The sequence below is a fragment of the Ruegeria sp. BG8 genome, assembly GCF_056538325.1.
Genome location: NZ_JBQFSZ010000003.1, coordinates 349,235 through 362,156, shown reverse-complemented (window position 1 = coordinate 362,156; position 12,922 = coordinate 349,235). Strand labels below are relative to the sequence as shown.

At 57.1% G+C, this 12,922-nt stretch carries 14 protein-coding genes; 6 read left to right on the top strand and 8 right to left on the bottom strand.

Features of this window, described 5'->3' with window-relative positions:
• Positions 1-32 precede the first annotated feature (32 nt).
• The 8 genes from ACR0DG_RS09345 to ACR0DG_RS09310 all read right to left on the bottom strand — a co-directional run bounded on the left by ACR0DG_RS09345 (position 33) and on the right by ACR0DG_RS09310 (position 6,953).
• Complete coding sequence (locus ACR0DG_RS09345) at positions 33-1,067, bottom strand: threonine aldolase family protein (RefSeq protein ID WP_480696514.1); 1,035 nt, start codon at positions 1,065-1,067, stop codon at positions 33-35.
• Entirely contained in the window at positions 1,067-1,540 is a 474-nt protein-coding gene (locus tag ACR0DG_RS09340) for a YcgN family cysteine cluster protein (RefSeq protein ID WP_480696512.1), read from the bottom strand. Before ACR0DG_RS09340 ends, ACR0DG_RS09345 begins: the two co-directional genes overlap by 1 nt.
• On the bottom strand, positions 1,537-2,469 hold the full coding sequence (locus ACR0DG_RS09335) for a bifunctional riboflavin kinase/FAD synthetase (RefSeq protein WP_480696510.1): 933 nt from the start codon (positions 2,467-2,469) through the stop codon (positions 1,537-1,539). The genes ACR0DG_RS09340 and ACR0DG_RS09335 overlap by 4 nt, the downstream gene beginning before the upstream one ends.
• 51 nt (positions 2,470-2,520) lie before the next feature.
• Positions 2,521-3,282 (bottom strand): Stf0 family sulfotransferase, encoded by a 762-nt coding sequence (locus ACR0DG_RS09330; protein WP_480696508.1) that lies wholly within the window; start codon positions 3,280-3,282, stop codon positions 2,521-2,523.
• A 116-nt stretch (positions 3,283-3,398) separates the two neighbouring features.
• Positions 3,399-3,842, bottom strand: coding sequence for a MaoC family dehydratase (locus tag ACR0DG_RS09325; RefSeq protein ID WP_480696506.1), 444 nt, complete (start codon positions 3,840-3,842; stop codon positions 3,399-3,401).
• A gap of 100 nt (positions 3,843-3,942) precedes the next feature.
• Entirely contained in the window at positions 3,943-4,818 is an 876-nt protein-coding gene (locus ACR0DG_RS09320; protein ID WP_480696504.1) for a TIGR01459 family HAD-type hydrolase, read from the bottom strand.
• Between the two features lie 229 nt (positions 4,819-5,047).
• Positions 5,048-5,968 carry a manganese-dependent inorganic pyrophosphatase gene (locus tag ACR0DG_RS09315; protein WP_480696502.1) on the bottom strand — a complete coding sequence of 307 codons (921 nt, stop codon included), beginning with the start codon at positions 5,966-5,968 and terminating at the stop codon, positions 5,048-5,050.
• 100 nt (positions 5,969-6,068) lie between these two features.
• Positions 6,069-6,953 (bottom strand): TraB/GumN family protein, encoded by an 885-nt coding sequence (locus ACR0DG_RS09310; protein WP_480696500.1) that lies wholly within the window; start codon positions 6,951-6,953, stop codon positions 6,069-6,071.
• Positions 6,954-7,192: 239 nt separating this feature from the next.
• Between ACR0DG_RS09310 and ACR0DG_RS09305 the strand changes: the two genes are divergently transcribed.
• The 6 genes from ACR0DG_RS09305 (at position 7,193) to ACR0DG_RS09280 (ending at position 12,922) form a co-directional block, all read left to right on the top strand.
• Complete coding sequence (locus tag ACR0DG_RS09305) at positions 7,193-7,870, top strand: DUF2161 domain-containing phosphodiesterase (protein WP_480696498.1); 678 nt, start codon at positions 7,193-7,195, stop codon at positions 7,868-7,870.
• A gap of 151 nt (positions 7,871-8,021) precedes the next feature.
• Positions 8,022-8,309 carry a co-chaperone GroES gene (gene groES, locus ACR0DG_RS09300; RefSeq protein WP_170352338.1) on the top strand — a complete coding sequence of 96 codons (288 nt, stop codon included), beginning with the start codon at positions 8,022-8,024 and terminating at the stop codon, positions 8,307-8,309.
• Between the two features lie 56 nt (positions 8,310-8,365).
• Positions 8,366-10,006, top strand: a complete 1,641-nt coding sequence (groL, locus tag ACR0DG_RS09295) for a chaperonin GroEL (protein ID WP_480696496.1) — start codon at positions 8,366-8,368, stop codon at positions 10,004-10,006.
• 113 nt (positions 10,007-10,119) lie between these two features.
• Positions 10,120-10,962 carry a DMT family transporter gene (locus tag ACR0DG_RS09290; protein ID WP_480696494.1) on the top strand — a complete coding sequence of 281 codons (843 nt, stop codon included), beginning with the start codon at positions 10,120-10,122 and terminating at the stop codon, positions 10,960-10,962.
• 38 nt (positions 10,963-11,000) lie between these two features.
• Complete coding sequence (locus ACR0DG_RS09285) at positions 11,001-11,774, top strand: alpha/beta hydrolase (RefSeq protein WP_480696492.1); 774 nt, start codon at positions 11,001-11,003, stop codon at positions 11,772-11,774.
• The gene (locus ACR0DG_RS09280; RefSeq protein ID WP_480696490.1) at positions 11,771-12,922 is read left to right on the top strand and encodes an alpha-D-ribose 1-methylphosphonate 5-triphosphate diphosphatase; all 1,152 of its coding nucleotides are present in this window, start codon (positions 11,771-11,773) and stop codon (positions 12,920-12,922) included. The genes ACR0DG_RS09285 and ACR0DG_RS09280 overlap by 4 nt, the downstream gene beginning before the upstream one ends.

Here is a 12,922-nt window from a genome sequence, read left to right as displayed (position 1 = left end):
TGCCCGGCCAGACCTTGGCCGGGCACAGCTTATCAAAGCAAGTCGAGGAACCGGTCTATATCCCCTGCGCTGATAGACCAGTCACAGACCAGTCGGCAGGCCAGTATTTCGCCGTCGTCGTCGCCCTCAAGCTCGCCGCCCCAAAGATGATAGATCGCCCCGGCGGCGTGTAGCTGTTTGTGGCGCGCACGAGAGAACTGGGCAAAGATCATATTCGCCTGCGGCTCGTGCAGGAACGAGGCCCCCTTGACCCGCAAACCATCCGTCAAGCGCGCGCAGTTGGCGTTCGCCTGTCGTGCCATTGTCAACCACAGATCATCTTGCAAATAGGCGGCCATCTGGGCTGACAGATAGCGATGCTTGGAAAACAGATGCGCGCCTCGTTTGCGGCGCAGCTCGAATTCCCAGGCTTTGGTCTCGTCAAAGAACACGACGGCCTCGACGCCCATAAGCCCGTTTTTGGTGCCGCCAAAGCTTACGGCATCCACGCCCGATTTCCACGTCATCTCAGCCGGAGTGCAATTCAGGGCGACCAGAGCATTGGTGAAACGTGCGCCGTCCAGATGCACGGGCAAGCCATATTCCTTGGCCACGCCGCACAGCTCTTGCAATTCGGTCAGTGTATAGACGGAACCACGCTCGGTGACTTGTGTGATGGATACGGGCCCGCGTTGCGGGCCGTGTACGCCCCGCGTTTCCTCACCCAGAATGGACTGGCGCAACGCATCGGCGGTCATTTTGTCAGAACCCGGCACCAGTGTCAGTTTCGCACCTGTGTAGAATTCGGGCGCGTTGCACTCATCTTCGTGGATATGTGCCACTGGCGAACAAAACACAGTGTCCCAGGGGTTTGCCAATGTGGCCAACGCCAGTGAATTCGCCGCTGTTCCGGTCGCGACCAGGTACACCGCAGCCCCCGGTGCCTCGAATATCCCACGAATGCGGTCGCGCACTTCGTTCATCAGCGTATCGGCCCCATAGGCCATCTGATAGCCCTCATTGGCCGCATTCAAAGCTGCCATGACCTGTGGGTGGACCGGGCCGGAATTATCAGAGGCGAAGTACATCAGTTGGGCTCCTCGATGATATAGTCTTCCCACTCTTCGATGGGGGTTTCGAATTCGGACACAGTGCGCCCCTGTACCGATACCCCAGCGGCATGCACGCTGTCCGGTGTACCTGATATCAATGGATGCCAGTCGTAAAGTGGCTTTCCCTCCCACAGCAGCCGATAGGCGCAGGTCTGAGGCAGCCAATAAGCATGCTGGTCGATATTGTCGGGCTTCATCACGATGCATTCCGGCACGAATTGGTGGCGGATGTCGTATTGGGTGCAGCGGCAGCTCTCGTCATCCAGCAGGCGGCAGGCAACGCAGGTCAGGGCGACTTCGCCTGTGTCTTCGTCCTCAAGTTTGTTCAGGCAGCACTTGCCGCAGCCGTCGCACAACGCTTCCCACTCATGCTGGTTCATCTTGGTCAGCGGTTTGCGTTCCCAGAACCGGTCGGATAGCCCGCTGCGGTCAATCGGATCTTTGGTCATAGCGCAGCCAGAATGGACCGGGCTTTTTCGCAGTCAGCATCCATCTGGGCGATCAATGCGTCCAACCCATCAAATGTCAGCTCGGGTCGCAGATAATCGACCAACCCGACTGACAGTGTCGCGCCATAGAGGTCACCGGAAAAGTCGAACAGGAACGTTTCGATATTGGGGATTTCGCCATTGAACATCGGCCTTGTGCCAACAGAGGCCGCGCCGTGGTAGCTGCCCCTGTGTGGGCCGTCCAACACGTCGACCAACACCGCATAGACCCCGAATCTTGGTGGGTGGAGGCCTTCGATTGACATGTTCGCTGTCGGAAAGCCCAGTTCACGGCCGCGTTGTTCACCGCCGATGACCTCTCCTTCGATCCGGTGCCAGTGCCCAAGCATTGTTGCAGCGTCACGCGGGCGGCCCTCGGTCAATGCCGTGCGGATCGCAGTCGAAGAGACGACGTTTTCTGCCCGCTGCATCAGGGGGGCGATCGTTACCCCAAATCCCATCTCTTCTCCGAACTTGACCAGATCGCTCGCTGTCCCGGCGCGGCCTTTGCCAAAGCAGAAATCAGCCCCGACAACCACATGCGAAAGCCCAAGACCGGCACAGATCACGTTGTGTGCAAAATCCTCGGGGCTCAATCCGGCAAGCGCCGCGTTGAAGGGCAGTTCATAAAGTTTCTGCACACCCAGTTTTTCAAGGCGATGCGCGCGGGCATTGCCGCGCATCAGGCGAAAAGGAGGGGTGTCCGGCGCGAAGTATTCTCGCGGATGAGGCTCGAACGTCATCACGCCCAATGGCGCATCGGGGGCTGCATTCCGCGCGAGCTCGATCACCGACCGGTGACCAATGTGAACGCCGTCAAAATTCCCGATCGCGACGCTGGCGCCTCGGTCCTGAGGTTCGATGAACTGAAAATCCCGGATGATCCGCATAGCGTCTGCCTAGCGGGACTGCGAGACAGGTTCAAGCGCCTGTTTGCACGATCAAAGCGTCGGGTGTTCAAACCGGAAACGGGCAGCCCATTCCTGGTTCACGGAATCGGATAGCCTCGCCGTGGACACGGATACGTTTTTGATGACGGACGCGTCCTGATTAAGCGCATCCAAGACAGTCTTTAAAACACCCCGAGGGTCTTTGGCCAATTGCTCATATGTCAGGGGCACCGGAGTGATGTTTTGCTGTGCAAACCAACTCTGCCAGTCGCGGTTCAAACCTTCAAATTCGCTCATATGGGCAGAGATTGCGGCAGCATCGTACACAGGTTCCGCGGCAGGAGCCAACCGCTCAAGCTCGGTTCCGTCACTCCTTTTGTGCCATAGACCGGATTGCTTGGCCTTAACAAATGAGATCGCCTGATCCAGCGTGTTCTCGCGTGTCAGATACAAAAAACGCGTCGCCCCAAAAGCGGTTTCGATGCGGTGCAGATCGTTTCTTTCTTCAGGGTGCAATATAGCGAGTTGGCTCAGAAGGTATTTCAGACTGCGACCCTGAAGACGCAGGCCAAAAAAATCACTGTTTCCTTGCCCAAGTTTCTTGGCCTCTGAAAAGGCTGCGGCCACAGCAAATCTTTGACTATCGAATTGTGCATTTTCGAGCCCCAGGTACTGTAGCCACGCAAATACAGAAGGGTCGTGAAAATACGATTTCGGTCGGCCCGCCACACCAGTGTCGGTCAGCATCCGGCACAGCATTGTACTGCCACTACGTGGGGTGGTGCAGAGAATGTAGGTGTTAAAGCGGCTCATGAGCTTTTCGGCCCGGATAACCAAAGTGGTCGAACCATGCCGCTTTTATGTATCAATCCTGTGACTGGCTGGCGCGTTCCAGACTTCAAGCAGACTCAGCATAAGCGCCCGGCAGGTCAGTCGAATTTGCGAGACGGTGCCAGCACCATAGCTTCGCCAACCAAAACCTTTTTGCCGTCGACGGCGCAATGGCAATCAAGTTTCACGCGGCGCTTGGCAAAGTCGATATCCACAACCTTGACCTCGGCATAGACCATGTCGCCAGGGCGAACAGGGGCGAGAAACTTTAGCGATTGTCCCATATACACTGTGCCGTGGCCGGGCAGCTGTTCACCGATCACAGCCGAAATCAGCCCGGCCGTCAGCATGCCGTGCGCGATGCGACCTTGGAAAATCGTGTCGCGAGCATAGTCGTCATCCAAATGCACCGGATTTCGATCTGTTGATACCTGCGCGAACATCTCGATATCTTCGTCCGTAACCACTTTGCGCAGGTGGCGGGTCATGCCCATTTCGATGTCTTCAATGCAGATCGTTCCGCGTGGAAGGTTGTCCAACATGTCGCCCTCACTTAATTTCAAGGGGCAACAAAAGAACTACAGTTGCCCGTGTTGAGCAACTTTATTACTTTGCAGATGCAGAAAATCAAGACTTTTTTGACTAGCGTAGTTTGCCAATCGTATAGGTTGGATTGATATTTTCCCTTGCAATATAATCAGTTAGGGATTCGTGGTGCGGATGGTGCGACGTTTTGGTCTCGGCCGCGGCCAGCCCTCCGGAAATGAAAAGGGAATCAATCCCTTCGCCCATACCCCCCAGAATATCCGTATGAGGGCCGTCACCGATCACCAAGATATCGCCGTCCGGGATATCCTGACCCAATTCCTGCAACCTGCGTCGTGCCAAATCGTAGATGGGAGGGTGTGGCTTGCCGAAATACAGACTCTCGCCCCCCATTTCTGTATAAAGCTTGGCCAGAGCACCGGCACACCATTCTCGTATCTCGCCGCGGTCGACAACGATGTCAGGATTGGCGCACAGCAACTTCATTCCCTTCTGCTTGGCGTACAGGAAATCTGCGCGGTTGACGGAAGGATCAGCCATTGGATCAAATGGGCCGCAACAAACGATACCTTCGGCCTGATCCAAGGGAACGCGTTCAATATGGATAGGGTGGTGCAGGAGCTTTAGTGGCTCAAAGAACCCGGCATCACGTTCCCATTCCCCCATGAAATAGACTTTCTCACCCACCGCACCGCGAAACATGGCAGACCGGGCGGAGTCGCCGCTGGTGGCAATTGTGTCATAAGCATCCGCGGGCACGTTGAATTGTTCAAGTTGATGCGCCACACCTGCACGTGGTTTCGGAGAGTTGGTCACCAGAACAACAATACCACCCGCAGCCCGATACTCCTGCAGCGCAGCCACTGCCTCTGGGTAAGCGGTGATACCGTTATGCACGCAGCCCCACAGGTCGACGAAGAGCGCTTTGTAATGGCCAGAGACTTCGGACAATGTGTGGATGATCTGCGTCATGATAGGCCCCTGTTGGCACGGCTGAATGAATGCGTAAGCCTATGGCAGAGCCTGACCCGTTTGGCCAGTAGGGGGCTTTGCCCCCGCCGCCCGTTCCGGGCGACTCCCCCAGGATATTTGGGGCCAGATGAAGCAAGGGATCCTCTATTCATCTGGCTAAAAATATCCCGGAGCGCGAGGCAGAGCCTCGCAAAAAAAAAGGCGCCCCGCAGGGCGCCCTCTGTTTCTATCAAACCTTGAGGTTGGGTATGATCTGCTTTTTGCGGCTCATGATGCCTGGCAAGACTACTGCGTCGCCATCGACAGACGCGCCGAAGCTTTTCTCTGCAACGCCTTTGACCAGATCATTTGGAACCAGCAAAGTGGCTTCTTCGTTCAGGATGTCGACTACGAACAGAAGAACCTGATCTACGCCGTCTTCTTCCGCGACACCGACCATCGACTCGGCCAGACTCGCTTTGCGGTCCAGCACAACGCCCGGAGCAGTGGTTTCCAGAACCGAGACGCGGAACTTGGTGCCGTCGACTTCGTATTCCTTGCTGTCCATGCGGATCAGTTCTGCGTCCGAGAAGGACGAAACATCCGACTTTGCCGCGAACATGTCGGAGGCATAGCTTGAGACGTCGAGACCCAATTCGGCTGCCAGTTTCTCGGCCACTGCACGGTCATGCGCGGTTGTGGTGGGTGAGCGGAATTCCAGCGTGTCCGACAGGATGCAGGTCAGCGCTGCGCCCTTGACGGCGTCAGGCATTTTGGCGGCGTCGTCGCCCATCAGGTCAACCATGATCGTCGCGGTGCAGGCCAGTGGACGCACGGTGATGTCGATTGGGCCTTTGGTTTCCAGACCACCGACCAGTTTGTGGTGGTCAATGATGGCGCGGATGTCGGCGCTGTTGACGCTGGCGGGCAATTCCGCCGGATTGTTGGTGTCGACGATGACAACCGGTGCATCCGCATCTACGTCGTCAATGATACGCGGTTTAGGCAAGTCCCAGCGTTGAAGCATGAACGCGGCCTCGGTGTTGGGTTCGCCCAGCAGAACAGGCTCGGCCTGTTCGCCTTTGACTTCGTTCAGGTACCACGACCACAGGATCGGAGAGCCGGTGGAATCGGTGTCGGGGGATTTATGTCCAAATACGAGGGTTGTCATATCAGCGTCCTGAGGATGGTAAATTTGCGCGCCTTATAGGGCGCTCGGACACGCTTGTCACCCGCCCCTGCGTAAACTGCGACGAAGGGTGTATTTCGGCTTAGAAAGGCGCGCGTTCCAGCGTGTATCCTGCCTGCTGTAACTGGTTCAACAAGCCATGTTCACCGGCCAGATGGCCCGCTCCGACTGCGATGACAGCAGTTTGGTCTTCAAGCCCCAGAATGTGCTTCATCCAGTTGTTGTTGCGTTCGACCAAAAGTTGTTCCTCGAACCCGCCCCATTCTTCGTCGAACACCTCTTGCGTCAGGCCCGATGTCTCAAGCCCTTGCAGGCGCGCGAATTGAATGATCTCGCCGTGCTTTTCCTCAAGATAGGCGTTCAACATTGTCGCCAGCTGATCTTCACTGCTTTCAAAGGCGGAGGCCATTCTTACAAGAGACTGCACCTGCTTTTCCAACGGATGGTGGTCAAACATTGCCATCAGTTCATCGATTTCTTCCAATGAATACTGAGGGATGTTGTGCTCGGTCGCTAGGTCGGTCAGGCGCGCGTCCATGCCGTAGCTCGCGGTGTCGTCTTGCGTCATGCAGGGCGGTACGCCAAGCATCATGCTCAGAAACCACGGGCGCATCTTTGCGGCCATCCAGGTTGGAATGCCACGATCGGCCAGTCCGACGGACAGCGTTGCCCAATCTTCTTCGGACATCAGGTCAATCAATGTCGGGCCGGACGTGATTAAAACCGGGCTAAGATCCTGGGCCAACTGCTGCTCAAACGAATCCATCTTGTCTTGCGTCACTTCGAAATAGAACGCATCGGCATTGGACAGCGTCGGAGCCAGACCATCCAGAACGGCATCCATGCGAGGATCGTTGGTGTGCAGCGTCCCTATCAAATGCAGCGTCGTGTTGCCATTGGTCGCGATCCAATGGTTGCCTTCTGAAAAAGGGACGTTGGCCACAGCCCTGTCAATCTCTGCGCGCATTTCGGGGCTCAAATCGGGTCGGAGGTCTCGGCCTTGGCATGCCGCGTGGGCAGTGAGCGGCAGTAACAAGAACAAGGCGAAAGACAAGAAACGCATGAGGGCCATCCCGGTTAACTCAGTAAGTGACATATATATGTGTCGCGACCTTGCCTTGGCCAAGACCCCTGTTCAAGCACGTTACCTGTAGGACACGTTGATCTGTGTCTGGCATTCCACATCAAATTGCCTAGCATGGCCGAATGAAGCGTGAGCAGGATCTTTACCCGCCAATTAAGGCCTTATTCGAGCGTCAGGGGTATACCGTTAAAGGTGAGGTTGGAGCGGCAGATGTCGTGGCCGTTCGAGAGGGTGAAGAACCGGTTATCGTTGAGTTGAAATTGCGCTTTTCGCTGGCGCTGTTCCATCAGGCGATCACACGGCTTCGGGTGACGGATCAGGTCTATATAGGCGTTCTAAAACCCAAAGGGCGTACGGCACGTCGCGCTTTGAAAGATAATCTGGCGATGTGCCGAAGGCTGGGTTTGGGCCTGATTACAGTGCGCGAACGGGACGGCGCGGTTGAGGTGCAATGTGATCCGGGACCATATGCACCGCGCAAGAACCAGGCCAAATCCGCCCGGTTACTGCGCGAGTTTGATCGGCTTGAAGGGGATCCAAACGCGGGAGGCGCCACCCGGCATGGGATCGTCACGGCGTACAGGCAGGATGCATTGAAATGCGCGGCTTATCTAGCTGAAAGCGGTGCAACCAAGGGAGCCGATGTCTCAAAGGCGACTGGTGTCCCCCATGCAACCCGGCTGATGCGCGAAAACCATTATGGTTGGTTTGCTAAAGTAGAGACAGGCATCTACGCGCTGACGGAAGCGGGCCAAGAGGGCTTGAAGCACTGGGCCTATAGCTGGGATCAGCCTGATTGAGGTATTGGCGAAAAAATCCGGCGCAGCTTGTTGACTCGGGGTTTTAGACTCCCTAGCTATGCGTCGTTATCACTCGGCAAGCATGAGTGCTAACGCCCCGCCGTTTGGCGAGGGGAGGATTAACAAACTTTGAGCCCAAGGAGCTGCAAAGATGGCATTGAAACCGCTTCATGACCGTGTGCTGGTTCGCCGTACAGAAAGCGAAGAGAAAACCGCAGGCGGCCTGATCATTCCTGACAGCGCAAAAGAAAAGCCCAGCGAAGGCGAAGTCGTCGCAACCGGCGAAGGCGCACGCAAGGACAGCGGCGAGCTGATCGCAATGGCGGTCAAAGCTGGCGACAAGATCCTGTTCGGCAAATGGTCGGGCACTGAGGTTCAGGTCGACGGCGAAGAGCTGCTGATGATGAAAGAAAGCGACATCATGGGGATCATCGAGTAAGCCCGCGCGCTTCACTCTGATCTTCATTTACAACTTATTTCTCAAGGAGAAACGACATGGCTGCTAAGGACGTCAAGTTTGACACCGATGCCCGTAACCGCATGCTGGCAGGTGTGAACATCCTGGCCGACGCGGTAAAAGTGACCCTGGGCCCCAAAGGCCGCAACGTGGTGCTAGACAAATCCTTTGGCGCACCGCGCATCACCAAAGACGGTGTATCGGTTGCCAAAGAAGTCGAACTGGAAGACAAGTTCGAAAACATGGGCGCGCAGATGGTGAAAGAAGTCGCCAGCCGCACCAATGACGAAGCCGGCGACGGCACCACCACCGCAACCGTTCTGGCACAAGCCATCGTTCGCGAAGGTCTGAAGCAGGTTGCTGCTGGCCTGAACCCGATGGACCTGAAGCGCGGTATCGACCTGGCGACCGCCAAGGTTGTTGAAGGCATCAAAGCTGCTTCGCGCGAAGTCAAAGACTCGGCCGAAGTTGCTCAGGTTGGCACCATCTCGGCCAACGGCGAAGCCGAAATCGGCCAGCAAATCGCAGACGCGATGCAGAAGGTTGGCAACGAAGGCGTTATCACCGTCGAAGAAAACAAAGGTCTGGAAACCGAGACCGATGTTGTCGAAGGTATGCAGTTCGACCGTGGCTACCTGTCGCCTTACTTCGTCACCAACGCAGACAAGATGATCGCAGAGCTCGACGACTGCATGATCCTGTTGCACGAAAAGAAACTGTCCTCGCTGCAGCCGATGGTTCCGCTGCTCGAGCAGGTGATCCAGTCGCAAAAGCCGCTGCTGATCATCGCGGAAGACGTTGAAGGCGAAGCGCTGGCGACTCTGGTTGTCAACAAACTGCGCGGCGGCCTGAAAATTGCGGCTGTCAAAGCACCGGGCTTCGGTGATCGCCGCAAAGCCATGCTGCAGGACATCGCGATCCTGACCGGCGGTCAGGTCATCAGCGAAGATCTGGGCATGAAGCTCGAGTCCGTCACCATGGACATGCTGGGCACCGCTAAGAAAATCGAAATCACCAAAGACGAAACCACCATCGTCGACGGTGCTGGCGAGAAAGCCGAGATCGAAGCACGTGTTGCTCAGATCCGAACTCAGATCGAAGAAACATCGTCGGATTACGACCGTGAGAAGCTGCAAGAGCGCGTTGCCAAACTGGCAGGCGGTGTTGCCGTGATCCGCGTCGGCGGCATGACCGAAGTTGAAGTGAAAGAGCGTAAGGACCGTGTGGACGATGCTCTGAACGCGACCCGCGCTGCTGTACAAGAAGGCGTTGTTGTGGGCGGCGGTGTTGCTCTGGTTCAGGCCGGCAAAGCGCTGGATACTGTGGAAGGTGCAAACGCCGACCAGAACGCTGGCGTCAACATCGTTCGCAAGGCAATCGAGGCGCCTCTGCGCCAGATCGCTGAAAACGCGGGTGTCGACGGTGCCGTCGTTGCTGGCAAAGTACGCGAATCCGCTGACGCAGCCTTTGGTTTCAACGCTCAGACCGAAGAATATGGTGACATGTTCGCATTCGGTGTGATCGACCCTGCCAAAGTTGTCCGTACTGCTCTGGAAGATGCAGCATCGGTTGCTGGCCTGCTGATCACCACCGAAGCGATGGTCGCAGACAAGCCGCAGAAAGATGCACCTGCTGGCGGCGGTATGCCCGACATGGGCGGCATGGGCGGCATGATGTAAGCTGCCTTAGCCCTTGTGCTAATGGATGGGGTCGCCTTCGGGCGGCCCCGTTTCGTTTTAATCCCCCCAGAATGTGAGTGTGCAAAACACGTCGAACCCGCTATGCCGTTGTTATGCGTCTGTTTCTGCTCTCTGCCCTCACCATGTGCGCCTTTGCGGCGAATTCGATCCTGAACCGTCTGGCCATCGACAGTGGTGCCAGTGACCCTGCTGGATTTGCTGTCATACGTGTATTGGCCGGGGCCGTCGTACTGGCGTTGTTGGTTCGAATGAAGGGCGGATCGCTGCCTTTGTTGGACAAACGCCGGATCGCCGGGGCAGGGTCCTTGTCTTTGTATATGATCGGTTTCTCGATCGCCTATCTGACGCTGGACGCGGGATTGGGCGCATTGATCCTGTTTGGGGTCGTGCAGATCACCATGTTCACCGTCACCTCTGTAATCGGCGCAACCCCGAGCGCGCGTCAAATCGCAGGGGCGGCCCTCGCTTTGGCTGGACTTGCCTGGGTGCTTTGGCCATCCGGAGAAGTGCAGGTGAGCCCAATCGGCGCTGTCCTGATGACTGCGGCCGGGATCGGTTGGGCCATCTATTCGCTGGTTGGACGGTCTGAACCCGATGCGCTGTCTGGGACGGCCGCTAATTTCGTGGTCGCCTTACCTGTCACCGCATTGGCTTTGCTTGCGGTTGGCATCGATTGGAACATGACCTTTGCTGGCTATGCACTGGCGGCAATGTCTGGCGGCGTCACCTCAGGGTTGGGCTACGCGTTGTGGTATCGTGTGCTGCCACAGCTTGCGCCAACGACCGCAGCGGTGGTGCAGCTAAGCGTCCCGATCATCGCCATCGTAGGCGGGGTCATCCTACTGGGTGAAACTGCGGGGTTACGTTTGGTGTTCGGTGCGGCGATGGTTCTGGGCGGCATCGCATTGGCAGCGTTACGCCTGACGCCGCGCTAGGGGTTTTATCGCAGCGGGTTTGCGCTTATCTGGCCGCTATGAGATACCTGTTCGCCCTGATATTGTTCCTGGTCCCGACCTTCGCGCAGGCGAAGTGCGTTGTGCTGTTGCATGGCCTCGCCAGGACAGAGGCATCTTTCACGGTGATGGAGCAACTGTTCAAAGCCCACGGGTACACAGTTGTGCGTCCGGGTTATCCGTCGACCGACCTGCCTATTCAGGATCTTGCGAACCAGACGCTGCCTGAGGCCTTTGCCCAGTGCGGGACAGATACTGTAAATGTGGTCGCGCATTCAATGGGCGGTATCCTGTTGCGGTATTGGTTGCAGGACCACGATCACGAAAACCTTGGCCGGGTCGTGATGCTTGGGCCGCCAAATCAAGGCAGCCAACTTGTGGACGAATTAGGCGACTACGAAGTGTTCGGCTTGCTGCACGGGCCTGCAGGTCTGATGCTGGGAACCGGGCCTGAGGGGCTGCCACGGAAACTGCCACCCGCGGATTTCGAGCTGGGCGTGATCGCCGGTGAAAACTCGTTAAACCCTTTGTTCTCTTCGCTGATCGATGGGCCGGATGACGGCAAGGTTTCGGTTGAGACGACAAAGGTTGATGGGATGAGTGACCATATTGTCTTGCCCGTGACGCACACGTTTATGATGAACAACCCGCGCGTCATGGCGCAGGCTCTGCATTTCATCGAGTTTGGCCAGTTTGATCCACAGATTACCTGGCTGGACGGTGTGATGGACGTAATTGACGAGATTTGCATCGGACGTGATTGTTCGGAACCTGAATCGGAGCGTTCAGAATGACGGCACTGAACCTCACCCTAACCGGTGCAGAAGTCTTGTTGCCGGGACATGGTCTGCTGTCAGCAGAGCTGACGATGGCCGAAGGTGTCATCCAGACCAACCCAACTGCGCGCAAAGTCGACCTTTCCGGATACCTCGTTTTGCCGGGAATAATTGACCTGCACGGCGACGGGTTCGAGCGCCACATTGCCCCGCGACGTGGCGCAATGAAACAGATGGATGAAGGGATCCTTTCAGTTGAGGCAGAACTGGCCGCAAACGGGATCACCACCGCAGTCCTTGCGCAGTTTCATAGCTGGGAAGGCGGTGCGCGCGGGCCGGAATTTGCTGAGCAGGTGTTCCAGGCCATAGCCTCGGTCAGAGACCGCGTTGTGACCGACCTGATGCCGCAGTTGCGGTTTGAGACGCACATGCTGGACGACTATGACGCTTTGCCGGAACGTATTGCTGCGTGGCAGGTGCCTTACGTCGTGTTCAACGACCATCTTCCGCATGACCGTTTGTCCGAGGGGCGCAAGCCGCCGCGTTTGACCGGGCAGGCGCTCAAGGCCGGTCGTAACCCGGACGTGCATTTTGACATGCTACTGACGATGCATGCGCGTGGCGCAGAGGTGCCTGTGGCATTGGATGATTTATGCGCAACTCTGGCTGCGCAAGGAGTGCGTTTGGGTAGCCACGACGACGCGAGGGCCGAAACGCGCTCTGTCTGGCGAGACCGCGGAGCGCGGATCGCTGAGTTCCCTGAGACAATCGAAGCTGCCGAAGCTGCCCGTGCAGGGGGTGATCATATTATCCTCGGGTCGCCGAACGTGGTCAGAGGTGGTTCGCACAAAGGAAACGCCAGCGCGCTGGACCTTATTGCGATGGGTTTGTGTGATGCTTTGGCATCGGACTACCACTATCCCAGCCCACGGCGGGCGGCTTTGATGTTGGCCAAGTCGGGGCTGCTTGATTTTGAGGGGGCTTGGCGGTTGGTGTCCGAAGGCCCTGCGCAGGTGCTGGGGTTGCAAGACCGCGGCACACTTACACCCGGCAAGCGCGCCGATCTCGTAATATTGGACAAGCATACCTGCCGCGTCGCCGCCACGCTTTCCGCAGGACGGGTCAGTTATATGTCGGGTGATATTGCTGCCCGGTTTGTTGGCTGA

Excerpts from the sequence above, each read along its gene's own strand:
- ACR0DG_RS09305 (WP_480696498.1), top strand. The coding sequence starts at position 7,193 with ATGAAGCGTGAGCAGGATCTTTACCCGCCAATTAAGGCCTTATTCGAG.
- ACR0DG_RS09345 (WP_480696514.1), bottom strand. The coding sequence starts at position 1,067 with ATGTACTTCGCCTCTGATAATTCCGGCCCGGTCCACCCACAGGTCATG.
- groES (WP_170352338.1), top strand. The coding sequence starts at position 8,022 with ATGGCATTGAAACCGCTTCATGACCGTGTGCTGGTTCGCCGTACAGAA.
- ACR0DG_RS09340 (WP_480696512.1), bottom strand. The coding sequence starts at position 1,540 with ATGACCAAAGATCCGATTGACCGCAGCGGGCTATCCGACCGGTTCTGG.
- ACR0DG_RS09325 (WP_480696506.1), bottom strand. The coding sequence starts at position 3,842 with ATGTTGGACAACCTTCCACGCGGAACGATCTGCATTGAAGACATCGAA.
- ACR0DG_RS09285 (WP_480696492.1), top strand. The coding sequence starts at position 11,001 with ATGAGATACCTGTTCGCCCTGATATTGTTCCTGGTCCCGACCTTCGCG.
- ACR0DG_RS09310 (WP_480696500.1), bottom strand. The coding sequence starts at position 6,953 with ATGCGCGCAGAGATTGACAGGGCTGTGGCCAACGTCCCTTTTTCAGAA.
- ACR0DG_RS09335 (WP_480696510.1), bottom strand. The coding sequence starts at position 2,469 with ATGCGGATCATCCGGGATTTTCAGTTCATCGAACCTCAGGACCGAGGC.
- ACR0DG_RS09280 (WP_480696490.1), top strand. The coding sequence starts at position 11,771 with ATGACGGCACTGAACCTCACCCTAACCGGTGCAGAAGTCTTGTTGCCG.
- ACR0DG_RS09330 (WP_480696508.1), bottom strand. The coding sequence starts at position 3,282 with ATGAGCCGCTTTAACACCTACATTCTCTGCACCACCCCACGTAGTGGC.
- ACR0DG_RS09320 (WP_480696504.1), bottom strand. The coding sequence starts at position 4,818 with ATGACGCAGATCATCCACACATTGTCCGAAGTCTCTGGCCATTACAAA.
- ACR0DG_RS09290 (WP_480696494.1), top strand. The coding sequence starts at position 10,120 with ATGCGTCTGTTTCTGCTCTCTGCCCTCACCATGTGCGCCTTTGCGGCG.
- groL (WP_480696496.1), top strand. The coding sequence starts at position 8,366 with ATGGCTGCTAAGGACGTCAAGTTTGACACCGATGCCCGTAACCGCATG.
- ACR0DG_RS09315 (WP_480696502.1), bottom strand. The coding sequence starts at position 5,968 with ATGACAACCCTCGTATTTGGACATAAATCCCCCGACACCGATTCCACC.